The 19,696-nt window shown below is 72.4% G+C and carries 21 protein-coding genes and 1 riboswitch; of the genes, 10 read left to right on the top strand and 11 right to left on the bottom strand.

Features of this window, described 5'->3' with window-relative positions; translation table 11 throughout:
• The first annotated feature begins 68 nt into the window (after positions 1-68).
• Entirely contained in the window at positions 69-1,106 is a 1,038-nt protein-coding gene (locus ACFQ9V_RS07340; RefSeq protein ID WP_382458510.1) for a YeiH family protein, read from the top strand.
• A gap of 17 nt (positions 1,107-1,123) precedes the next feature.
• On the opposite strand, the gene ACFQ9V_RS07335 is transcribed toward ACFQ9V_RS07340, so the two are convergent.
• Positions 1,124-1,438 (bottom strand): DMT family transporter, encoded by a 315-nt coding sequence (locus ACFQ9V_RS07335; RefSeq protein WP_382458509.1) that lies wholly within the window; start codon positions 1,436-1,438, stop codon positions 1,124-1,126.
• An 11-nt stretch (positions 1,439-1,449) separates the two neighbouring features.
• A riboswitch (guanidine-III (ykkC-III) riboswitch) is annotated at positions 1,450-1,514 on the bottom strand.
• Between the two features lie 123 nt (positions 1,515-1,637).
• Between ACFQ9V_RS07335 and ACFQ9V_RS07330 the strand changes: the two genes are divergently transcribed.
• Together ACFQ9V_RS07330 and ACFQ9V_RS07325 are read left to right on the top strand one after the other, a co-directional pair.
• Positions 1,638-2,936, top strand: coding sequence for an O-acetylhomoserine aminocarboxypropyltransferase/cysteine synthase family protein (locus ACFQ9V_RS07330; protein WP_382458508.1), 1,299 nt, complete (start codon positions 1,638-1,640; stop codon positions 2,934-2,936).
• Positions 2,933-3,535, top strand: coding sequence for a CoA-binding protein (locus ACFQ9V_RS07325; protein ID WP_382458507.1), 603 nt, complete (start codon positions 2,933-2,935; stop codon positions 3,533-3,535). Before ACFQ9V_RS07330 ends, ACFQ9V_RS07325 begins: the two co-directional genes overlap by 4 nt.
• A 13-nt stretch (positions 3,536-3,548) precedes the next feature.
• Here ACFQ9V_RS07325 and ACFQ9V_RS07320 read toward each other — a convergent pair whose 3' ends face one another.
• From ACFQ9V_RS07320 to ACFQ9V_RS07310, 3 genes are all read right to left on the bottom strand, one after another.
• Positions 3,549-4,073, bottom strand: a complete 525-nt coding sequence (locus tag ACFQ9V_RS07320) for a type II toxin-antitoxin system VapC family toxin (protein ID WP_382458506.1) — start codon at positions 4,071-4,073, stop codon at positions 3,549-3,551.
• The gene (locus ACFQ9V_RS07315; protein ID WP_345834400.1) at positions 4,070-4,303 is read right to left on the bottom strand and encodes a hypothetical protein; all 234 of its coding nucleotides are present in this window, start codon (positions 4,301-4,303) and stop codon (positions 4,070-4,072) included. The genes ACFQ9V_RS07320 and ACFQ9V_RS07315 overlap by 4 nt, the downstream gene beginning before the upstream one ends.
• Before the next feature lie 168 nt (positions 4,304-4,471).
• The gene (locus tag ACFQ9V_RS07310; RefSeq protein WP_382458505.1) at positions 4,472-5,053 is read right to left on the bottom strand and encodes a class I SAM-dependent methyltransferase; all 582 of its coding nucleotides are present in this window, start codon (positions 5,051-5,053) and stop codon (positions 4,472-4,474) included.
• A 57-nt stretch (positions 5,054-5,110) separates the two neighbouring features.
• On the opposite strand from ACFQ9V_RS07310, the gene ACFQ9V_RS07305 reads away from it, so the two are divergent.
• Positions 5,111-8,398 (top strand): ATP-binding protein, encoded by a 3,288-nt coding sequence (locus tag ACFQ9V_RS07305; protein ID WP_382458504.1) that lies wholly within the window; start codon positions 5,111-5,113, stop codon positions 8,396-8,398.
• Positions 8,399-8,494: 96 nt separating this feature from the next.
• Here the strand turns inward: ACFQ9V_RS07305 and ACFQ9V_RS07300 are convergent, their stop codons facing one another.
• The 4 genes from ACFQ9V_RS07300 to ACFQ9V_RS07285 all read right to left on the bottom strand — a co-directional run bounded on the left by ACFQ9V_RS07300 (position 8,495) and on the right by ACFQ9V_RS07285 (position 11,235).
• The gene (locus tag ACFQ9V_RS07300; RefSeq protein ID WP_382458503.1) at positions 8,495-9,313 is read right to left on the bottom strand and encodes an ABC transporter permease; all 819 of its coding nucleotides are present in this window, start codon (positions 9,311-9,313) and stop codon (positions 8,495-8,497) included.
• Complete coding sequence (locus tag ACFQ9V_RS07295) at positions 9,310-10,332, bottom strand: ATP-binding cassette domain-containing protein (RefSeq protein WP_382458502.1); 1,023 nt, start codon at positions 10,330-10,332, stop codon at positions 9,310-9,312. The genes ACFQ9V_RS07300 and ACFQ9V_RS07295 overlap by 4 nt, the downstream gene beginning before the upstream one ends.
• Before the next feature lie 158 nt (positions 10,333-10,490).
• Entirely contained in the window at positions 10,491-11,000 is a 510-nt protein-coding gene (locus tag ACFQ9V_RS07290; protein WP_382458501.1) for a Clp protease N-terminal domain-containing protein, read from the bottom strand.
• The gene (locus ACFQ9V_RS07285) at positions 10,993-11,235 is read right to left on the bottom strand and encodes a helix-turn-helix domain-containing protein (protein WP_370054275.1); all 243 of its coding nucleotides are present in this window, start codon (positions 11,233-11,235) and stop codon (positions 10,993-10,995) included. The genes ACFQ9V_RS07290 and ACFQ9V_RS07285 overlap by 8 nt, the downstream gene beginning before the upstream one ends.
• A gap of 160 nt (positions 11,236-11,395) precedes the next feature.
• Here ACFQ9V_RS07285 and ACFQ9V_RS07280 point away from each other — a divergent pair, with 160 nt between their 5' ends.
• The 4 genes from ACFQ9V_RS07280 to ACFQ9V_RS07265 all read left to right on the top strand — a co-directional run bounded on the left by ACFQ9V_RS07280 (position 11,396) and on the right by ACFQ9V_RS07265 (position 14,592).
• Positions 11,396-11,566: a hypothetical protein gene (locus ACFQ9V_RS07280; RefSeq protein WP_382458500.1), complete on the top strand. Its 171-nt coding sequence runs from the start codon at positions 11,396-11,398 to the stop codon at positions 11,564-11,566.
• Between the two features lie 76 nt (positions 11,567-11,642).
• Positions 11,643-13,028: an L-serine ammonia-lyase gene (locus ACFQ9V_RS07275; RefSeq protein WP_382458499.1), complete on the top strand. Its 1,386-nt coding sequence runs from the start codon at positions 11,643-11,645 to the stop codon at positions 13,026-13,028.
• Between the two features lie 67 nt (positions 13,029-13,095).
• Positions 13,096-14,028 carry a sulfurtransferase gene (locus tag ACFQ9V_RS07270; protein WP_382458498.1) on the top strand — a complete coding sequence of 311 codons (933 nt, stop codon included), beginning with the start codon at positions 13,096-13,098 and terminating at the stop codon, positions 14,026-14,028.
• A 75-nt stretch (positions 14,029-14,103) separates the two neighbouring features.
• On the top strand, positions 14,104-14,592 hold the full coding sequence (locus ACFQ9V_RS07265; protein ID WP_382458497.1) for a glutathione peroxidase: 489 nt from the start codon (positions 14,104-14,106) through the stop codon (positions 14,590-14,592).
• Between the two features lie 9 nt (positions 14,593-14,601).
• Here ACFQ9V_RS07265 and ACFQ9V_RS07260 read toward each other — a convergent pair whose 3' ends face one another.
• Positions 14,602-14,892 carry a hypothetical protein gene (locus ACFQ9V_RS07260; protein ID WP_370054280.1) on the bottom strand — a complete coding sequence of 97 codons (291 nt, stop codon included), beginning with the start codon at positions 14,890-14,892 and terminating at the stop codon, positions 14,602-14,604.
• A gap of 72 nt (positions 14,893-14,964) precedes the next feature.
• On the opposite strand from ACFQ9V_RS07260, the gene ACFQ9V_RS07255 reads away from it, so the two are divergent.
• Positions 14,965-15,381 (top strand): TraR/DksA family transcriptional regulator, encoded by a 417-nt coding sequence (locus ACFQ9V_RS07255; RefSeq protein ID WP_382458496.1) that lies wholly within the window; start codon positions 14,965-14,967, stop codon positions 15,379-15,381.
• Positions 15,382-15,520: 139 nt separating this feature from the next.
• On the opposite strand, the gene ACFQ9V_RS07250 is transcribed toward ACFQ9V_RS07255, so the two are convergent.
• Together ACFQ9V_RS07250 and ACFQ9V_RS07245 are read right to left on the bottom strand one after the other, a co-directional pair.
• Positions 15,521-18,490: an AAA family ATPase gene (locus tag ACFQ9V_RS07250; protein WP_382458495.1), complete on the bottom strand. Its 2,970-nt coding sequence runs from the start codon at positions 18,488-18,490 to the stop codon at positions 15,521-15,523.
• Positions 18,491-18,563: 73 nt separating this feature from the next.
• Positions 18,564-18,854 (bottom strand): hypothetical protein, encoded by a 291-nt coding sequence (locus ACFQ9V_RS07245; protein ID WP_382458494.1) that lies wholly within the window; start codon positions 18,852-18,854, stop codon positions 18,564-18,566.
• Between the two features lie 173 nt (positions 18,855-19,027).
• On the opposite strand from ACFQ9V_RS07245, the gene ACFQ9V_RS07240 reads away from it, so the two are divergent.
• Positions 19,028-19,621 carry an NADPH-dependent FMN reductase gene (locus ACFQ9V_RS07240; protein ID WP_382458493.1) on the top strand — a complete coding sequence of 198 codons (594 nt, stop codon included), beginning with the start codon at positions 19,028-19,030 and terminating at the stop codon, positions 19,619-19,621.
• Positions 19,622-19,696: the final 75 nt, after the last annotated feature.

The following is a 19,696-nucleotide window of genomic DNA, read 5'->3' as shown; positions in this document are numbered from 1 at the left end:
GGCGTGTCCTGTCAGGTAGATGCCCGGGATGGTCGGGGCCGGGTGTGCGGTGACGCAAGAATGGAGGGGTGACCTCACCCGTTACTCCGCCTGCACCCTCCCCCGCCCGCTCGGCCCTCGCGTGGCTGCCGGGGGTCGCCGTTGCTGCGCTCGCGGCGGCGACGGCGTGGGGCATCCACTGGCTGGCGCCGGCGGTGCCGTTGCTCACGGCGGCGGTCGTGCTGGGGATCGTGGTCGGGCAGATCCCGGCCGCGCGCGGCGCGCTCGCCGGAGTGCTGGCCCCCGGTCTCGCGGTGAGCGCGAAGCGGCTGATGCGGATCGGCGTCGTGCTGCTCGGCCTCAAGCTCAGCCTCGGCGACATTGCCGGGCTCGGCTGGGTCGCCATCCTGACCACCGTCGGGATCGTGGTGTTCAGCTTCGCCGGGACCTTCCTGATCGGCCGGCTCTTCCGCCTCCCGGGCCACCAGCCGCTGCTGATCGCGACCGGCTTCTCGATCTGCGGCGCGTCCGCGATCGGCGCGATGAGCGGCGTCGTGAAGCCGAAGGACGAGGAGGCCGCCACCCCGGTCGCGCTCGTCACCCTCTGCGGGACGCTCGCGATCTTCGTGCTGCCGCTGCTGTGGCATCCACTGGGCCTCTCCAGCGTGCAGTTCGGCCACTGGGTCGGCGGCGGCGTCCACGACGTCGGCCAGGTGGTCGCGACCGCGCAGATCGCGGGCCCGGCCGCGCTGTCCGTGGCGATCGTCGTCAAGCTCACCCGCGTCCTCATGCTCGCCCCGACCGTCGCGATCGCGGCGATCGTCGAGCGCCGCCGCCGGGTGGAGGGCGACCCGAGCGTCAAGCGCCCGGCGATCGTCCCGCTGTTCGTCGCGGGCTTCATCGCCGCGGTGCTGATCCGCTCGTTCGTGCCGCTTCCCGCCGCGGTGACGGACAGCGCCGACGCGCTGCAGACGATCCTGCTGGCGATGGCCCTCTTCGGCCTTGGAACCGCCGTCCGGCTGCGCACCCTCCTCGGAACGGGCTGGCGAGCGCTCGCGACCGGGCTGCTCTCGTGGGCGCTGATCGCCGCGCTGGCGCTCGGCGCGGTGTGGGTGTCGGCCGCCTGATCGCCCCGGTCGCGCTGCTAGTGCGCGAGCTTCAGCCCGACCACGCAGCCGACCAGACCGAGGATGAGCAGGAGCTTCACGATCGAGAAGCCGTCGCCGCCGAAGACCATCGCGTAGAGCACGGTGAGTGCTGCGCCGATGCCGACCCAGACCGCGTAGGCCGTGCCGGTGGAGATCTCGCGCATCGCGTACGCGAGGCCGCCCATCGAGGCGATGAGGCCGGCGACGAACACGACGGTCGGCCAGAGGCGGGTGAACCCGGCCGACTTTCCCAGGGCCGTCGCCCAGACGGCTTCGAGCACGCCGGAGAGGATGAGGACGATCCACGACACGATGACGACTCCTTGGCCAGTCTTGTCGCGTGCCGGGTACTGAACCGTCGTCCGGGATCGCGGTGCAGCGATCTCCTCCAGGGTAGCGACGCAGCCTGAGCACACCCGGTGCACGGCCGCGGCGCAGGGTCCGGTGCGGATGACCGCGTGTTACGGCACCCGCCGGACGGGCTCAAGCAGGCTCGGGTAGCGTGGCCGCATGGCTGATCGCGAATATGGCTTCCGGACCCGTGCGATCCACGCGGGCAACATCCCCGACCCTGTCACCGGGGCGCGCGCACTGCCGATCTACCAGACCAGCGCGTTCGTGTTCGACGACACCGCGGACGCCGCCGCGCGCTTCGCCCTACAGAAGTACGGCAACATCTACTCCCGGCTGGAGAACCCCACGGTCGCCGCGTTCGAGGAGCGCGTCGCAAGCCTGGAGGGCGGCATCGGCGCCGTCGCGACCGCGAGCGGGCTGAGCGCGCAGTACATCACCTTCGCGTCGCTGGCCGGCGCGGGCGACCACATCGTGGCGTCCGCGAACCTCTACGGCGGCTCGATCACGCAGCTCGATGTGACCCTGCGCCGCTTCGGCGTTGACACGACCTTCGTGCAGAGCTCCGACCCCGCCGACTACGCGGCGGCGATCACCGACCGCACCAAGCTCGTGTTCGCGGAGACGATCGCCAACCCGTCCGGTGAGATCGCCGACATCGAGGGGCTGGCCGAGGTCGCCCACGCCGCCGGCGTCCCGCTGATCATCGACTCGACCATCGCCACGCCCTACCTGAACCGCCCGATCGAGTGGGGCGCGGACGTCGTCATCCACTCGGCGACCAAGTTCCTCGGCGGCCACGGCACGACCCTCGGCGGTGTCGTCGTGGAGAGCGGCCGCTTCGACTGGCACACGGAGAAGTTCCCGCTGTTCGGCCAGCCGGTGCCGTCGTACGGCGGACTGCAGTGGTCGGGCAACTTCGGCGAGTACGCCTTCCTCACCCGGCTCCGCGCCGAGCAGCTCCGCGACATCGGGCCCTCGCTCGCACCGCACTCCGCGTTCCTGCTGGCGCAGGGCGTCGAAACGCTGCCCTACAGGATCCAGGCGCACGTCGACAACGCCCGCGCTGTCGCCGAGTGGCTCGACGAGGACCCCCGGATCGAGAAGGTCTTCTGGGCCGGCCTCCCCGAGCACCCGCATCACGGGCGCGCGCAGAAGTACCTCCCGAAGGGCCCGGGCAGCGTGTTCTCGTTCGTCGTGAAGGGCGGACGCGAGGTCGGCCAGCGCCTGATCGAGTCCGTGAACCTCGCCAGCCACCTCGCGAACATCGGCGACGCGAAGACGCTCGTCATCCACCCCGCTTCCACGACGCACGCGCAGCTCACCGAGCAGCAGCTCCTCGACGCAGGCGTGCTCCCCGGCGTCGTGCGCATCAGCGTCGGCATCGAGGACGTGGACGACATCATCTACGATCTGGACCAGGCGCTCAGCGCAGCGGCGAAGGAGGCGGCAGCATGACCGGCACCACGACCGACGACTCCACCACGACCGACGACTACACGACCCAGGTCCAGCTCGTCAACGGCCTGAGCTGCTCCCTCCCGTCCGACTCGCCCCTGGCCAAGCTCCTGAAGTCGCAGCGCACCTGGACCGGCCCCGACGCCAAGGAGCGTCTCCGCATCCTCCGCGCCGCGAAGTCGGTCGCGATCGTCGGCGCCTCGGCGAACCCGGCGCGCTCCAGCTACTTCGTCGGGACGTACCTCCAGCAGTCGAGCGACTTCCGCGTGTACTTCGTCAACCCGAACGCGGACACGATCCTGGGGCAGAAGGCCTACCCGGATCTCGCCTCCCTTCCCGAGGTGCCGGACATCGTGGACGTGTTCCGCCGCGCGAGCGACATCCCCGGCGTGATCGACGAGGCCGTGGCCGTCGGCGCGCCGACCGTCTGGGTACAGCTCGGCATCTGGAACCAGGAGGCCGCCGAGTACGGCGAGTCCCTCGGTCTCACGGTCGTGATGGACCGCTGCATCAAGATCGAGCACGCCCGCTTCCACGGTGGACTTCACCTGCTCGGCTTCGACACCGGCCAGATCACCGCCCGCAAGACGCTGCGCTGACCTATTCGCGGATCTATTCGCGGATCAATTCGTCGACCGCCCTCAGTCCACCTCCCTTCACCGCGGGCAGCGACTCCATCGCCCGCGTGAGCCGCTTGTCGGTCGTCACGAGCGGGGCCGTGAGCAACTCGGACAGTGCGACGAACGTCGCGTCGAACCCGCTGAGGCTGCCGCGGAGATCCCACACCCGCTGTTCGACCGTCTCGAACGGCCACGGCTCGATCGGGAGCTCCAGGAGCTCGGCGTAGGCCATCGACGCCTCGGCGTCGCTCAGGGCACCCCGCAGCCGCAGCTTGCGCAGGACGTTGGCCGCCTCGGCGAACAACAGATCGGGAGCGGCCAGGTCGCGGCCGCGCAAGCGCTCGGCCACGGCCCGGCCGTTCTCGCCGGGGTCGACGAGGAGGTCGATGACGGCGCAGGAGTCGACGATGACCGTCTCCGGAAGGCCGAAATCATGCGGGAACGGATCGGCGGACGCCGCCGAGGGGTGCGCGGTGACGGCCGCCGTGCGTCGCACGGCCGCCGCCGCCGCGGTCACTCGCGGCTCCGGGCGATCATGTCGGCCACGGCTTCGCGGTCGAGAGGCGGGAAGTGCTCAGCGCGGCGCCGGATGCTGTCGAGGACGTCGTCGACCGTGCGCTTGCCGGCGAGACGGGTGAGTTCATGCACGAGGTACTCCTGAAGTGATCGCCCCGAGCGCGCCGCACGCGCCGCGAGCTCGTCGCGGACCTCGTCCGGAACGGAGCGGATGGTGATTGAAATGGGCATGCATGCAGTTTAGCAGCATGGGTTGCATTGTGCAGGTGCCTTTCTGTAGGTGGATGTGTTGTGTCCATCCTGGGCGGGCGCAGACGTGCGGAAACGGCCCCGGCGAAATCAGTGGAGAAGTCGCCGGGAGTCAGCGGCTGTGCAGGAGTTCCGGCCGCACCCTCGCGCTCACGCCCGCGCCACGATGTGGAACACGTGCCAGTGCTTCGGCCCCTCGAACGACATCCCGCGCCGGTCGTCCTCGACCAGCCGCAGGACCTCCAGCCCGGTGAGCATGGCCTCCACCCCCGCGCGGTCGTGGAAGTTCATCCCCGGCCGCCCGAACCACTCGTCGTGCGGCCCGAACAGCTCGCCCGCGAACACGCCGCCCGGCTCGATCGCGTCCCGGATGTCCGCCCACAGGTAGGGGAACCGCGTCGGGTCGCAGAACGGCAGCGCGAACCCGGCATAGACGAACTCGGCGGGCGGCAGCTCGCCGAGCGCCTCGAAGGTGGCGCAGCGCGTCGACACGCGGGCGGAGGCCTCCTGGTCGAGCCCGGCGCGCACCCGCTCGTCCACCGCCGGGTCGGAGTCCACCGCGAGCACCTGCCAGCCGCGCTCGGCGAGGTCGCGCGTCTCGACTCCGTCGCCGCAGCCGAGGTCCACGGCGGTCCCCGCCGGTCCGTCCCACGCCGCGAGCGCCGACTCGAACGTCGGCCGGACGCCGCGTCCGCCCTGCTTCTCGTAGAAGTGCGACCAGTCGAACGCCATGCCCAGAGCCTACGCGCGGCGCGGCACGGAACGCCCGGCCCTGGCTAAAATCGGCAAGTGGATTCCGCGCCCTCCCGTCCCCGTGTCGCCGTGCTCGGCCCGGTGCTCGTCGAGGACCGCACCGGCACGCTCGCCGAGCCGTCCGGCACGCGCGGCAAGAGCCTCATCGTGGCGCTGGCGCTCGCCCCAGGCGGCCGCTCGGTCCCGGCGCTCGTCGACGACCTCTGGGACGACGCTCCCCCGCGGCAGGAGCGGGCTGCGCTGCAGACGCTGGTCTCCCGGGTGCGCACGAGCAGCGCCGACGGCATCCTGGAGTCCACGCCGAGCGGCTACGCACTGGCCGTCGGCGCGCACGGCACCGACCTGGACCTCGCCGCGCACCACCTCGAGTCGGCCCGCGGCGCCCTGGCCGCCGGCGCCCACGGCGACGCGCTCCGCGAGGCGGACTCCGGCCTCGCGCTCTGGCGAGGCGAGCCGGGGCTTGAGCTCGCCGGCTCCCGTCTCGGCGAGGAGCTGGCGCGGACCGCCGCCGAGCTCCGCACCGAGCTGCTCGCCGCCCGCGCCCGCGCCGCCCGCGAGAGCGGCGACTCCACGACCGCCCTCGCCGACCTCCACGAGCTGCTGCGCGTGCGCCCGCTGGACGAGTCCCTGCACGCCGAGCGGATCCGCGCCCTCGCCGACGCCGGCCGCCGCAGCGACGCCCTGCTCGCGTTCGCCGACCTCACGGAGGCCTTGCGCGAACGCCTCGGCACGCGTCCCGGCGCGGAGCTGGTCGCCCTGAACGCCCGCCTGCTCGCCGAAGAAGACCAGCCCGAGGACGAGCGCGAGCCCGCGTCGCCGCGTCGGGTCAGGATCGGACTGCGCACCGCCCCGAACGCGCTGGTCGGACGAGAGTACGACCTCGAGGCGGTGGAGGATCTGGTCGCCACCTCCCGGCTGACGACGATCCTCGGTGCAGGCGGACTCGGCAAGACCCGGCTCGCCCACGAGGTCGGCCACCGCGCCATCCACACGCCCGCCGTCGTCCTGGTCGAGCTCGCCAGCGTGCGCACCGGCGCGGACGTCGAGCTGGCCTTCGCCACCACCCTCGGGATCCGGGAGGCCAGGACCGCCCGCCTGGCCGAGCCGGGAGCCCAGCTCGACCTGCGCTCGCGCATCCTCGGCCTGCTCTCCGAGCGGGAGACGCTGCTCATCGTCGACAACTGCGAGCACATCATCGACGCGGCGGCCGCGTACGTGGAGGACATCCTCTCGGCCACCCCGACCGTGCGGGTGCTCGCCACGAGCCGCGCCCCGCTCTCGATCGGCGCCGAGCGGGTCTACGCGCTCGGCCCGCTGCCCTCCGACGACGACGGCCCGGCGGTCGAGCTCTTCCGGGAGCGCGCCAGGGCCGCGCGCCCCGGCGTCGTGCTGCCGCCGGCGGCGGTGGCCCGGCTGTGCGCGCGGCTCGACGGCCTCCCGCTCGCCATCGAGCTCGCCGCCGCGCGCACACGCTCGCTGTCGGTCGAGGAGATCGAGCGGCGGCTCGGCAACCGGTTCGCGTTGCTGACCGGCGGCGAGCGCACCGCGCCGGAGCGCCATCGCACACTGTTCGCGGTGATCGACTGGAGCTGGAACCTGCTGGCGGCGTCGGAGCAGGCACTGATGCGCCGGCTTTCGACCTTCCCCGACGGCTTCAGCGCCGAGGCCGCGGAGGCGGTCGCGGGAGCCGGCGCGGCATCGGTGCTCGACGACCTCGACGCGCTCGTCGCCCAGTCGCTCGTGACCGTCTCGGAGGATCAGGACACCGGCATCCTGCGCTACCGGATGCTGGAGACGGTCCGCGAGTTCGGTGACCTGGAGCTGACCGCGGCCGGGGAGGCCGACGACGTGCAGGCCGGGGTGGACGCCTGGGCGGTCGCGTTCGCGCGCGAGGCGATGGCCCACATGCACGGCCCGGACCAGGTGCCGACTTTCGCCCTGGTGACCGCCGAGCAGGACAACCTGGTCGCCGTCCTCCGCTCGGCGATCGACGGCGACCGGCCCGCGACGACGGCCGCGGTGTTCGCGGTGCTGGCGTACTACTGGTCGCTGCGCAGCACCCACACCGAGGTGCTGGGTTTCGGCGCCGCCGTGCTGGACGCGCTGGCCGGGTGGGAGCCGGAGGGCGACGACCGGGAGGGCGCGGCCGCCTGCTACGCGCTGATCGGCGGCACCTTCCTCTACGCGGGCCTGCGCACCGCCGTCCGCGCGATCTCGCGCCTGCGCCGGCTCCGCCGCGGCGCGCCTTTCGCCGACCCACGGCTCGGCGCGATCGCGAGCCTGGTCCTCGCCGCCGGGCACGTCGAGCCGGGGATGCGCCTGCTCGCCGAGTTCAGCCGCTCGGGCGATCCCGAGCTCGCCGCGATGGGCGGCCTCCTGACCGCGCAGCTCCAGGAGAACGCGGGCGAGCTGGACGATGCGCTCGCCAGCGCGACCCGGGCGCACGCGAAGGCGATCGAGGCGCAGGACACCTGGTCCCGGGCGTCGGCCGCGCAGACCCTCGCCCAGCTCCACAGCCAGCTCGCGCACCCGCACGAGGCGCTCGCCTGGGCGGAGAGCGCCCACGAAGGACTCGCGACGCTGCGCGCGGCGGGCGACCTCCGCCAGCTCGACTGGCTGATCGCGGTCAACTCCATCTCCGCGGGCGACGTCGACCGCGGGCGCGCTCTGCTGGAGAATTATCTGCACGAGGAGGTCGACCGCACCGGCTTCGATTACGTCGACTACTACGGGATCGGCTTCGCCGGCATGGCGGAGATCGCGTTGGCGGAGGGCGACCACGCGCGCGGCGTGCGGCTGTACGACGAGGCGATCGGCGTCTACACGGACGACACCGCCGTCGAGCGCGAGGCGGTCGCGAACCCGTGGCTGACCATCCTCGGCGCCGCGCTCATCGCCGCCCGGCTGCGCGCGCACGAAGCCGGGATCCCGGACGACGACCCGCTCACCCGCGCGGAGACCGCGGAGGCCGTGCGCCGGCTGCGGGTGCGCGTCCTGGTGAACGCCCGGCTGAGCCCGCCGTACCTCGACAAGCCCGTGATCGGCACCGGCCTCCTGGGCGTCGCGATCTGGATGCTCGATGCGGAGGTCGGCGCGGCCCGCGGAGACGACTGGGTCGACGCGGGGCTGGAGCTGTTCGCCCTGGCGGCGCGGGCGAACTCGCGGCAGGACATCGTGAGCCTCCACCGGCCGGCGCTGGCCGAGCGGGTGCGGCGGACGTGGGGCGAGGAGCGGTTGGCGGCGGCACAGGCTGCTGCGGCCTCGGTCGGGCGGGATGCGGCGGCGGTGCGCGGGCTGGAGTTGCTGGCGGAGATTCGGGTCTGACCGGGCGGCTAACCGGTAGCGATGGCCGCCACGTGCACGAAAGCGGCCGCCGCATCACTCCGCAGGATGCGACGGCCGCTGTCCGTGGGCGGGAGGCTAGGCCTTCCGCATGTAGGCCCGCACGGTGAGCGGGGCGAAGACCGCGACGATCACGGCCGCGCCGAGCAGCGCCCACCAGCCGTCGACGCCGAAGGTGCCGTGGTTGGCGAGGTCGCGGACCGCCGTCACCAGGTGCGAGACCGGGTTGATGTTGACGAACCACTGCAGCCACTGCGGCAACGTGTTCACCGGCACGAACGCATTCGAGAAGAACGTCAGCGGGAACAGCACGAGGAACGAGATGCCCTGCACCGAGCCTGCCGTGCGCGCGATCACGCCGAAGAACGCGAAGATCCAGCTGATCGCCCAGGCGCAGACGATGACGAGGAGGCCGGCGAGGATCACGAAGCCGAGGCCCGCCGCGGGCCGGTAGCCCATGAAGAAGCCGGTCACGAAGGTGATCGTGGTCGCGATCGCGTACCGCAGAGTGTCGGCGAGCAGTGCCCCCGACAACGGCGCGATCCGCGCGATCGGCATGGACTTGAAGCGGTCGAAGACGCCCTTGTCCATGTCCTCGCGAAGCTGCACGCCGGTCACCACCGATGTCGTGATGACGGTCTGGGCGAGGATGCCGGGGATCAGGTAGGGCAGGTAGCCGGAGACGCTGCCGGTGATCGCGCCGCCGAACAGCAGGGCGAACATGATCGTGAAGATGATCGGCTGCAGCGTCACGTCGAACAGCTGCTCCGGCGTCCGCTTGATCTTCAGGAGGCCGCGGTGGGCCATCGTGATCGTGTTGGCCAGGGTCTGGCTGAGGCTGACGTGGTTCTTCAGGTTCCGCTCGGACGGCGGGGTGATGGTGGCGATGGCGGTCATGCCCGGACTCCTTCGGATGCGGCGGCGTTCTCGGTCTCGGCGGACGCCTCGTCGGTGTCGTTCTCCTCGTCCTCGACCCCGTGACCGGTCAGCGTGAGAAACACCTCGTCAAGCGTCGGCTTCTGCACCGACATCTCCTGGAGGTGGATGCCGGCCTCGCGGAACGTGACGAACAGGTCGGTGACCGCGTCGGCGTCGCGCATGGGCGCGGTGAGCCGCGAGCCCTCGGGCGAGACGACCGCCTCCACGCCGAGCACGGTGGCGATGGCGCGGCGGGCGTCCTCGATGTCGGTCGGGTCGGTGAGGCGGAGCTGGAGGGAGGACTCCCCCACCGACGCCTTCAGCTCGTCGGCGGTGCCCTCGGCGACCACGCGGCCGCGGTCGATGACCGCGATGCGGTCGGCGAGCTGGTCGGCCTCGTCCAGGTACTGCGTGGTGAGCAGGACCGTGGAGCCGGTGGAGACCAGGCGCCGGATGGTGTCCCACATCTGCGAGCGGGTCCGCGGGTCCAGGCCCGTGGTCGGCTCGTCGAGGAAGATCAGCGGCGGCTGCGCGATCAGGCTGGCGGCGAGGTCGAGGCGTCGGCGCATGCCTCCGGAGAACTTCTTCAGCGGGCGCTTGGCTGCGTCGGACAGCCCGAACTCCTCCAGGAGCTCGGCGGTCTTGGCCTTCGCCTCCCGGCCGCTGAGTCCGAGCAGGCGGGCGAAGATCATGAGGTTCTCGTTGGCGGAGAGCGTCTCGTCCACTGATGCGAACTGGGCGGTCACGCCGAGGAGCTGGCGGACGATCTGCTGCTCCCTGCGGATGTCGTGGCCGAAGACGAAGGCGTCGCCGCCGTCCGGCCGGAGCAGGGTGGCGAGCATGGAGATGGTGGTGGTCTTCCCGGCGCCGTTCGGGCCGAGGACGCCGTAGACGGTGCCGGCTCGGACGTTCAGGTCGACGCCGTCGACCGCCCGGTTGTCGCCGAAGACCTTGACGAGCCCGTGGGCCTCGACGGCCCACTCGGTGCTGCGAGTCATGGTGGTCCTTCCTGGTGAGGTGGATGAGTCGATCGTCGCGGAGGCCGCTTGCACGGCGCTTACGGGGCGCTTACAGCGCCGCGGCGGCGCTGTAAGCGGAGGCCCGGTAAGCGTTGGCCCTAAGCGTGGGCCGAGTCGAGGAGGGCGACGATCCGGGCTCAGCCTGCGTCCCGCAACGCCGCCACGACCGCGGGCCGGTCCACGCCGGCCAGGGTCAGCGCTCGCGGCACGGTGCCGAGCTCGAGTCCGAAGATCGCCGTGACGAGGTCGGCCTCCCCCGAGCGCTGGCGGCGATGCGCCGATGCGACGCGGTGGGCACGGGTGAGCGCCTCCTTGGCCGACGCTCCCCAGCGCGGGCGGGCGACGCGAGGCGACGCGACGAGCCGGTCCTCCGGAGGCGGCGTGACGCCGGCGACGCGGAGGCTGGTCTCGCGTTCGGCGAGCAGTGCGGCCTCCAGACCGGCGGGGTCGAGTCCGGCGGACGCGAGCACGTGGCGGACCGCCCCGCTGCCGTCGCGGGAGAGCGCGAGCAGCAGGTGCTCGGCCTCCACGAGAGCGGCGTTGCGGCGCTGGGCCTCGGTGACCGAGGCGTTCACCACGGAGCGCAGGGCTTTGGAGAGCGGCTGGCCGGGAGCGTTGTTGGCGGTTCCGGGAGGGATGTCAGACATTTCGTCTCCTGAGGGCTACGCCTGCGGCGGCGACGCGACGCAGGTGCTTCTTGTGAACGGCCTGGCGGGTGACGCCGAGCGCGTCGGCGATCTGCGTCCAGCTCCAGCCGTCGCGGAGGGCGTGCTCGACTTCCGCGTCTTCGAGACGGTCGGCGAGCTCACGGAGGGCGACGACGGCCGCGAGACCGTCGGCGACCCCGCCGAGCGGGTCCGGAGCCGGGATGGGAGGGTTCATGAGAGCAACCTTAGTTGCTTAATCCGATTTGTCAACTTAAGTTGCGTAGCGAACGGAGGAGATTGCCGGGGATGCGCGCCGGAACTCCTCCGGAGACGGGCATTCAGCATCGACGGTGGGCGCATGTCCTCCGTTGCCGCGCGGGCGTAGGGTGACCGGCATGGACATCGGCGTCGGAACGACCGTCTGGCTCGGGGACCGCCCGGGCGTCGTGGTGGAGGGACCGGACGAGGGAGGTCAGTTCCTCATCGAGTACACGCCCGTCGAGGGCGGGCTGGACACCACCTGGTGCCCGCCGGGTGACGCCAGGGTGAAGGTTCGCGAAACCTGAGTTCTGCGCGGGATTTCTGCGCCGATGCGCAGCCTCACGCGGGAATCCCGCACAATCGGCGACGTACACTGGAGAAGTGACTGCGTACGTCTCTGCCTTCGACCTGTTCTCGATCGGCATCGGGCCCTCGAGCTCGCACACCGTCGGACCCTTGCGGGCGGCGAAGGCGTTCGCTGACCGCCTCGTCGCCGACGGGCTCGTGGAGCACGTCGACCAGGTCACCTGCACCCTCTACGGCTCCCTCGGCTCGACCGGGATCGGGCACGGCACGCCGGACGCGGTCGTCGCCGGCCTCCGCGGCAACGAGCCGGAGAACTGCCGGCCCGACGACGTCCGCGGCGCCTGGTCCGGGATCGGCGACGGCACGACGCTGCGACTCGCGGGCGTGCGCGACATCCCGCTCAGCAAGGGCGACATCGACTTCGAGCCGCGGACGCGCCTCCCCGGCCACCCCAACGCGCTCACCCTGCGCGCCTGGGGCAGCAGCGCCGACGGCACGCGGCAGCCGCTCCCCCTCCTGGAGGAGACCTACTACTCGATCGGCGGCGGCTTCATCCGCCGCGACGGCGAGGAGGCCGACCTCGCCGCGCGCGCGTCGCACCCGCTGCCCTACGACTCGGCCGAAGAGCTGCTCGCGATCTGCGCGCGACTCGACATCCCGATCTGCGAGGTCGCCCGGCGCAACGAGGTCGCCCTGCACGGCGAGGACGCCACCGACGCGCGTCTCGACCTGATCTGGGAGGCGATGGCCGAGTGCGTCGCGCGCGGGCTGGCCGGCGACGGAACCCTCCCCGGCGGCCTCGGCGTCAAGCGCCGTGCGGCCGCGATGCGCGAGCACCTGGAGAGCGTCCAGGACGACCCGGGCCGCGCGACGTCGCTGGAGTGGCTGCACGCCTTCGCGCTGGCCGTGAACGAGGAGAACGCCTCAGGAGGCCGCGTCGTCACCGCGCCCACGAACGGCGCGGCGGGGATCGTGCCGGCGGTCGCGCACTACTACCTGCGCTTCGTGCCTGGCGCGACGCTCGACGGCATCCGCAAATACCTCCTGACCGCGACCGCGATCGGCTCGCTGTTCAAGGCGAACGCCTCCATCTCGGGCGCAGAGGGCGGCTGCCAGGCGGAGGTCGGCTCGGCGTGCGCGATGGCCGCCGGTGCGCTCTGCGCGGTCCTGGGCGGCACGCCGACCCAGGTCGAGAACGCGGCCGAGATCGCGATGGAGCATCACCTCGGCCTCACCTGCGACCCGGTCGGCGGCCTCGTGCAGATCCCGTGCATCGAACGGAACGCGATCGCGTCCTCCACCGCCGTCTCCGCCGCCCGCCTCGCCCTGCACGGCGACGGCTCGCACCTGGTCTCGCTGGACACGGTGATCGAGACGATGCGCCAGACCGGCCTGGACATGTCGACCAAGTACAAGGAGACCAGCGAGGGCGGCCTGGCGGTCAACGTCATCGAGTGCTGAGGCGACGCATTACGCACGGTTGCGTGTCCCGTAGGCGACGTCGGAGGCCGCCGTTAGCGTGGTTCGCATGACTCTCACGACCGCGCATTCCGGCGAGCCGACCGTCCCCGATCCCGCGACAGGCCCCGGCCTGGACGAGGCCCGGGCCGCCGCGGTGGGCGCCGCGCTGGCCGGGCCGCTGGTGTCGACGCAGTGGCTCTGCGACCATCTCGGATCGGACGGGCTCCTCGTGGTCGACGCCTCGGTCGTCGCGGTCAGCGGCGCCGACGGGCGGGCGGAGTACGTGAGCGGACTCGGGCGGCACGGCGAGGGGCACGTCCCCGGTGCGGTGTTCGCCGACCTGCTCGAGCGGTTCAGCGATCCGGCCGCGCCCTTCCCGTTCACGCGCCCGGGCGCGGAGGCGTTCGCCGAGGCCGCGGCGGCACTGGGCGTGGACGCGGACACCACCGTCGTCGTCTACGACGGCGCGGTCGGGCAGTGGGCCGCGCGGCTGTGGTGGCTGTTCCGCTCGTTCGGCCACGACCGCGTCGCGGTGCTCGACGGCGGCGTGACCAAGTGGCGGGAGGAGGGCCGCCCGCTGGAGTCGGGGCACGTCGCGCCCGAACCGGCCGGCCGCTTCATCGCCGCCGAGCTGCCTGGGTTCTGGAGCGACCGTGGCGACGTGGAGGCCCTCCTCGCGGGCGACCGGGCCGGGACGCTGGTCTGCGGCACCCCGCCGAAGGACTTCGCCGCCCGGCACATCCCGGGCAGCGTGAGCGCGCCGGCCGTGCGACTGGTGGACCGCGAGACCAACGCGTTCCTGCCGGCCGCCGGCCTGCACGACCTCTTCTCCGACGTGCTCGCCTCCTCCGACCCGATCGTCGCGTACTGCGGCGGCGGGATCGCGGCGGCGGCCGACGCCCTCGCCCTGGCGCTGCTGGGCCGGGACGACGTGACCGTCTACGACGGGTCGCTGAACGAGTGGGCGTCCGATCCGGCGGCGCCGCTCGCGAGCCTCTAAGTCGCGGCGCACCGCCTTCCTGGGTCTTCGCCGGAACCGCGCATACACTCCCGTATCGGGACGTAAGCTCGAACCATGACCCTGATGGACATCCCGTTCCACACCATCGATGGAGTTCCGACCAGCCTCGCCGCGTACTCAGGCAAGGTCATCCTCGTCGTCAACGTCGCCTCCCGCTGCGGCCTCAGCCCGCAGTACGAGAAGCTGGAGCAGCTGCAGGAGACCTACGGCGACCGCGGCTTCACGGTGATCGGCTTCCCGAGCAACCAGTTCCTCCAGGAGCTCAGCTCGACCGAGGCGATCAAGGAGTACTGCTCCACGACGTGGGGCGTCACGTTCCCGATGATGGAGAAGGTGCGGCTGAACGGCCGCAACGCGCACGCGCTCTACACCGAGCTGACCACGCACCCGGACATCGACGGCAAGGCCGGCAAGGTGAAGTGGAACTTCGAGAAGTTCGTCATCACGCCGGAGGGCGAAGTGCACCGTTTCCGGCCGCAGCTCGAGCCGGACGACCCGCGGATCGTCGGCCTCATCGAGGCGTCGCTGCCGGCGACGGTCTGAGCCGCGCGGTCACGCCCGGCGGAACCAGCGGCCACCGACGCGCTCGGTGAGCCGCCAGTCCCCGGTGTCCGCGAGCGAGCCGAGGACGGCGACCGCGTGCTGGGCGACGCGGAGCGCGTCGTGGGCGCCGTCCGCGGTGAAACGCACGGTGATGCGCGCCTCCCGGCTGACGACGTCGACGCTCGACGCCTCGACGGTCGTCAGCTCGGCCACCGCGGCGGCCGCGGCGGGCTCGATCTCGGTCGGGGCAACATCCGGCCGCAGGAGGCCGACGGGGATGATCACACGAAACGAAGGCACGCGCCGAGCCTACGTCGGATACGAAAACCCCGGCGTACGCTGACCGGCGGGGAATCGGAAGGGGGTGCGCTGATGCACACCGGATCACCGGACACACGAGAGCTCTACATCGTCCAGGACGTCGGACTGACCATCGACGAGCTGGAGGGCTTCGACAGGATGCTGGACGAGCGACGCCGAGGGGGCGTCGCGGAGTCGCAGCGGGTCGCGGAGTCGCTGGGTTCGCTGCTGTCGTCGCGGTCGGAGTCGACCGCCGACGACGAGCACGACCCGGAGGGCCCGACGCTGAGCTCGGAGTGGAGCAGGCTGCACGCCCTCCGCTCGGAGATCGCGGCGGACATCGCGGACGTGGACGCGGCACGCGAGCGCATCCGGCTGGGACGCTACGGCACGTGCGCGTCGTGCGGGCGCGCGATCGGCGTGCCGCGGCTGGAGGCCCGGCCGACGGCCGAGCTGTGCATCGTGTGCGCGACGGCCGCCGAGCGCTGACCGGAGCGCACGGCATCGCATGAGGGCCCTCCCCCGCGCGTCGCAGGTAGCTGAGGGGCACGTTGTTGTCACTTCTTGCGCGCGAAAGTGACAACTACGTGCCCCTCGCGGATGGGGTTTGCGCGAGGCGGGCTGCGGGTCAGCGGGCGGCGTGCGCGCGGTAGACGGCCTCGGTGCGGCTGGCGGCGCCGACCTTGCGGAGGATGCTCGAGACGTGGACGCTCGCGGTCTTGGCGGAGATGAAGAGGACCTCGCCGATCTGCTTGTTGCTCAGGCCCTGCTCGATGAGGGCCAGGACCTGCTCCTCGCGTTCCGTGAGCGGGGCGCCGGGGCCGAGGGCGGCCGGGCCGCCGGCCGCGCGGGCGCCGCGGGACGACATCAGGGCCACCGCCGCCTCGACCAGGAGTCCGAAGCCGAAGCGCACGGCCTCGTCGCGGGCGGCGACGGCCAGGCGTTCCGCGGCGGGGCGGTCTCCCGCGGCGCGCGCGACCCGCGCGGCGCGGACGAGCGCATACGGGTGGAGGTGCGCGGGGGCGAGCGGCGACGCGGACGCTTCGATGGCGCCCTCCCAGGCCACCCGTGCGCCGTCGAAGCGTTCGGCGGCGGACAGGTTCGATCCAACCTCGTCCGTTGCCGCGGCCAGCGCGGTCGCGAGTTCGGCCCGGATCACCGGACCCCACGCGACCGCGGTCGGCCAGTCCTCGATGGCGCCGAGCGCGGCGTCGAGGCGGGCGGCCTCCTCGGTCACGTCGACCGGGTTGTCGCGCTCGGCGCGCTCCTGGGCTGAGTGGAAGGCGACATCCGCCAGGGCGCGCGCCGCCGCGGCGAGCACGGGGAGGTCGTAGGCGGGGAGCGGCCGGTGGGTCGACGCGCGCACGGGCGCGGTGTGCTCCCAGGCGTCGAACGCGTCGCCGCGCGCGATCGCGACCTCGGCGGCGAGCCGGGCGACGCCGAGCTCGGACTGGACCTCCAGGTCGCCGAGCGTGCGCAGGCCGCTGTGCCAGCGGCGCAGCAGGGTCTCCGTCGTCTCGACGTCGCCGCGCCACAGCGTGATCCACAGCTTCATGCGCTGCAGGTGCGCGCGGAAGGTCGGCGGCGGGTCGAGGGCGAGCGCCGGCTCGAGCAGCGACTCCGCCCGGTCGAGCTCGCCGAGCGCCAGCAGCGGCTCCACGGTGTTGGAGGACAGGATGACGCCGGTGGAGCGCTCGATGCCCCGCGCGCGGGCCTCGCGCACGCCCACCTCGGCGAGCCGAACGGCCTCGGCGTAGTGGCCGAGGTTGTTCATCGCGTCGGACGCGTTGACCGCGTAGCGCAGCTCGGCGGCGGAGTCGTGCTCGGCGAGTCGCCCCGCCTCGTCCAGCTCGGCCAGCCCGCGCTCCACGGCGCCCTGGGACACCAGGGAGCTGCCGAGGATGTTATGGGCGACCGAGCGCAGCGCGGGCGAACCGTCCCCGGCCTCCTCGATCGCCTGTGTCGCGACGGTCACGGCGTCGTCGAACCGGGCCGCGAGCATGTACCGGGCGGCGAGTTCGGCGAGCAGTTGGAGGCGGAGGCCGTCGCCCTCCGGCAGCGCGCCGGGCGGGACGACGTCGAGCGCGCTCTGCAGCAGCTCCTGGACGCCCATGCGGTTGAGGTTCTGGAGGTACTGCGCCTTGTCGCGCAGCAGCCGCGCCTGCCGGGCGGGCGGGAGGCCCTCCGCCGTCTCGAGCGCCATGTTGACGAGGGCGAGCGCGCGCTCGTTGTCGCCCGCGTTCCGCAGCGCAGAGGCGGTGCGGGACAGCAGCTCCGTGCGGCCTCCGCCCTTCATCCACGGCACGCTCAGCTCGTCGGCGTCCGGCACGCTGTCCCACAGCTCCAGGGCGCGGTCGCCCATCGCCGCGGCCGTCATGTAGGCGTACGACATCCGCGCCTCGCTCAGGGCCTCCAGCGACGTGATGAAAGCGCGTCGCAGGTCGTGCGCGGCGAGCCAGTGCGTGGAGAGCTGGGTCGCCGAGCGCTGCGGGCTGGCCTCCAGCGCCTCCGCGAACCGCATGTGGAACCGGCCGCGCTCCCCCGGCAGCAGGTCGGCATGGATGGCCTCGCGCACGAGCGCGTGCCTGAAGGTGTACTCGGTGGAGTCGGCCACCAGGACGTTGGCGACCACGGCCTCCCGCGCCGCCGCGTCGAGCTGGTCCGGCGTGCCGTCGTAGACCGCGCTGAGCAGCTCGTGGTCGACGCAGACGCCGCCGGCGGAGACGAGGCGGAGCAGCCGCTGGGCCGGGTCGCTGAGCTTCTCGAACCGGGCGAGCAGCAGCTCGCGCAGCGTCTCCGGCAGGTCTTCGCCGGTCGCGAGCCCGTCGATGCCGATCAGCTCCTCCACGAAGAACGGGACGCCCTCGCTCATCTCGTAGACGCGGTCGACCGTCGCGGCGTCCGGCTCGCAGCCGAGCAGGTGGGCGATGAGCGCCTCCACCTGGGCGCGGCCGAGCCGGGCGAGCTCCCAGCGCGTGACGCGGCGGGTGCGCTCCAGTTCGGCGAGGTAGGCGCGCAGCGGGTGGCCGCGCGTGATCTCGTCGGTGCGATAGCTCAGCAGGACGAGGAGGTGCCCGCGCTCGGCCATCCGGACGATGAACCGCAGCAGTTCGAGCGTCGCGGTGTCGGCCCAGTGGAGGTCCTCCACCGCCAGGACGAGCGGACGGTCGGCGGACAGCGTCTCGAACAGGACCGTGACGAGCTCGTAGAGTCGCTCGGCCCCGGTGCGCGCCGGCACCGCGGAGTCGTCGGCCAGCTCCGGCAGCAGCACGGAGAGGACGCCCGCGCCGTGGCCGGCGGCCTCCAGCACCGCGTCGAGCCCCCGCAACTCGATGAGCCGGCGCAGGATGGCGGCGAACGGCGCGTAGGGAGACCCGTCGTTGCCCAGGTCGACGCACCGGCCGAGCAGCACCGTTGCGGACCCCTCCGCCTCCGCCAGGAACTCGGCGAGCAGCCGCGTCTTGCCGATGCCCGCCTCTCCGCCGATGACGACCGCGCGCAGACCGCCGTCGCGACGAACCCCGTCGAGCTCCTCGCGCAGCGCCTCGAGATCGGACTCGCGCCCGATCATCGTGGGGCTGGAGGCCGGTGATCGCATGGCCTCATCGTGCCACGGACCACCGACATCCGAACCCCCGTCCTGCCACGCTTCGCCCACGGCAGAACGGTGGTCATCGCCCGGAGTGGGCGAGCTCCCGCCGGTCCTCGTGCGCGCCCTCGGGAGCCGACACGGGAGCGTGCTCCTGAGCGACCTCGGACCCGGTCGCTGCCGGCGCCGCGACCGGCTCGGCCACGGCCTCCTGCACCGCCGCCGCGTGCCGCGCCCGGCGCCCGGCCGCCCGCTCCGCCCGGCGCTCGGCCCGCTCCTCGCGGAGGCGGCGCACCAGCTCCCGGTCGTGCTCGGCCCGCTGGGCATCCCCCGCGTACACCCGCGCGGCCACGAACTCCTCGGACAGCATCATGATCCCCACACCCTTCGTCGAACTGCTTTCTCGATGACCTCAGATTCGTCGCTAAGGACCCCCTCCCACATCGGGAAGATGCCCTATTCCGGCGTCCCTAGGACTCAGATGGCGGCGGGGAGGGCGTGGGCGCGGGACTCGACACCGCGCGAGGCCGGGGGCAAGCTGGCGGCATGGCAACGGTCAACGAGCTCCAACCGCCTTACCGCGTCGGCTACATCGTCGGCAGCATCTCGTCGGGGTCAATTAACCGCAGGCTCTCGACGGCGCTCCTGAAGCTGGCGCCGGAGGAGCTGGTCTTCACCGACATCGGGATCGCCGACCTGCCGCTCTACAGCCGCGACTACGACGGGGACTTCCCGGAGGTCGTCCGCGACTTCAAGGCGTCGATCGCGGCGCAGCAGGCGCTGCTGTTCATCACGCCCGAGTACAACCGCTCCATCCCCGGCGCGCTGAAGAACGCGATCGACTGGGCGAGCCGGCCGCACGGCGAGAACGTGATCGCGCGCAAGGCCACGGCCGTGATCGGGGCGTCCACCGGCCCGATCGGCACGGCGGTGGCGCAGCAGCAGCTCCGCAGCGTGCTGAGCTTCCTGCAGGCGCCGCAGATGAACGCGCCGGAGGCCTACATCCAGCTCAAGCCCGGGCTGATCGAGGACGACGGGACGGTCACGGACGAGTCGACGGAGGCCTTCCTCCGCCGCTTCATGGTGTCGTTCTTCGAGTACATCGAGCGGGTGCTGACGGTCGTCCCCGGCCCGAGGTAACCGACGCAGAGGGGACGCGACACGCCGTCACGCGAAGGCGATGGCGGCGTGTTGCGTCCCCGCTGCGGGCGCGGA

The sequence above is a fragment of the Leifsonia sp. NPDC056665 genome (assembly GCF_042791795.1).
Classification (GTDB): domain Bacteria; phylum Actinomycetota; class Actinomycetes; order Actinomycetales; family Microbacteriaceae; genus Leifsonia.
This window is presented reverse-complemented; position numbering and strand designations above follow the sequence as displayed.

What these genes read in the sequence shown, in the direction of transcription:
- ACFQ9V_RS07295 (WP_382458502.1), bottom strand. Translation starts at nt 10,332, where the DNA reads ATGACTCGCAGCACCGAGTGGGCCGTCGAGGCCCACGGGCTCGTCAAG.
- ACFQ9V_RS07245 (WP_382458494.1), bottom strand. Translation starts at nt 18,854, where the DNA reads ATGATGCTGTCCGAGGAGTTCGTGGCCGCGCGGGTGTACGCGGGGGAT.
- ACFQ9V_RS07330 (WP_382458508.1), top strand. Translation starts at nt 1,638, where the DNA reads ATGGCTGATCGCGAATATGGCTTCCGGACCCGTGCGATCCACGCGGGC.
- ACFQ9V_RS07290 (WP_382458501.1), bottom strand. Translation starts at nt 11,000, where the DNA reads ATGTCTGACATCCCTCCCGGAACCGCCAACAACGCTCCCGGCCAGCCG.
- ACFQ9V_RS07315 (WP_345834400.1), bottom strand. Translation starts at nt 4,303, where the DNA reads ATGCCCATTTCAATCACCATCCGCTCCGTTCCGGACGAGGTCCGCGAC.
- ACFQ9V_RS07270 (WP_382458498.1), top strand. Translation starts at nt 13,096, where the DNA reads ATGACTCTCACGACCGCGCATTCCGGCGAGCCGACCGTCCCCGATCCC.
- ACFQ9V_RS07250 (WP_382458495.1), bottom strand. Translation starts at nt 18,490, where the DNA reads ATGCGATCACCGGCCTCCAGCCCCACGATGATCGGGCGCGAGTCCGAT.
- ACFQ9V_RS07325 (WP_382458507.1), top strand. Translation starts at nt 2,933, where the DNA reads ATGACCGGCACCACGACCGACGACTCCACCACGACCGACGACTACACG.
- ACFQ9V_RS07310 (WP_382458505.1), bottom strand. Translation starts at nt 5,053, where the DNA reads ATGGCGTTCGACTGGTCGCACTTCTACGAGAAGCAGGGCGGACGCGGC.
- ACFQ9V_RS07300 (WP_382458503.1), bottom strand. Translation starts at nt 9,313, where the DNA reads ATGACCGCCATCGCCACCATCACCCCGCCGTCCGAGCGGAACCTGAAG.
- ACFQ9V_RS07255 (WP_382458496.1), top strand. Translation starts at nt 14,965, where the DNA reads ATGCACACCGGATCACCGGACACACGAGAGCTCTACATCGTCCAGGAC.
- ACFQ9V_RS07285 (WP_370054275.1), bottom strand. Translation starts at nt 11,235, where the DNA reads ATGAACCCTCCCATCCCGGCTCCGGACCCGCTCGGCGGGGTCGCCGAC.
- ACFQ9V_RS07240 (WP_382458493.1), top strand. Translation starts at nt 19,028, where the DNA reads ATGGCAACGGTCAACGAGCTCCAACCGCCTTACCGCGTCGGCTACATC.
- ACFQ9V_RS07280 (WP_382458500.1), top strand. Translation starts at nt 11,396, where the DNA reads ATGGACATCGGCGTCGGAACGACCGTCTGGCTCGGGGACCGCCCGGGC.
- ACFQ9V_RS07265 (WP_382458497.1), top strand. Translation starts at nt 14,104, where the DNA reads ATGACCCTGATGGACATCCCGTTCCACACCATCGATGGAGTTCCGACC.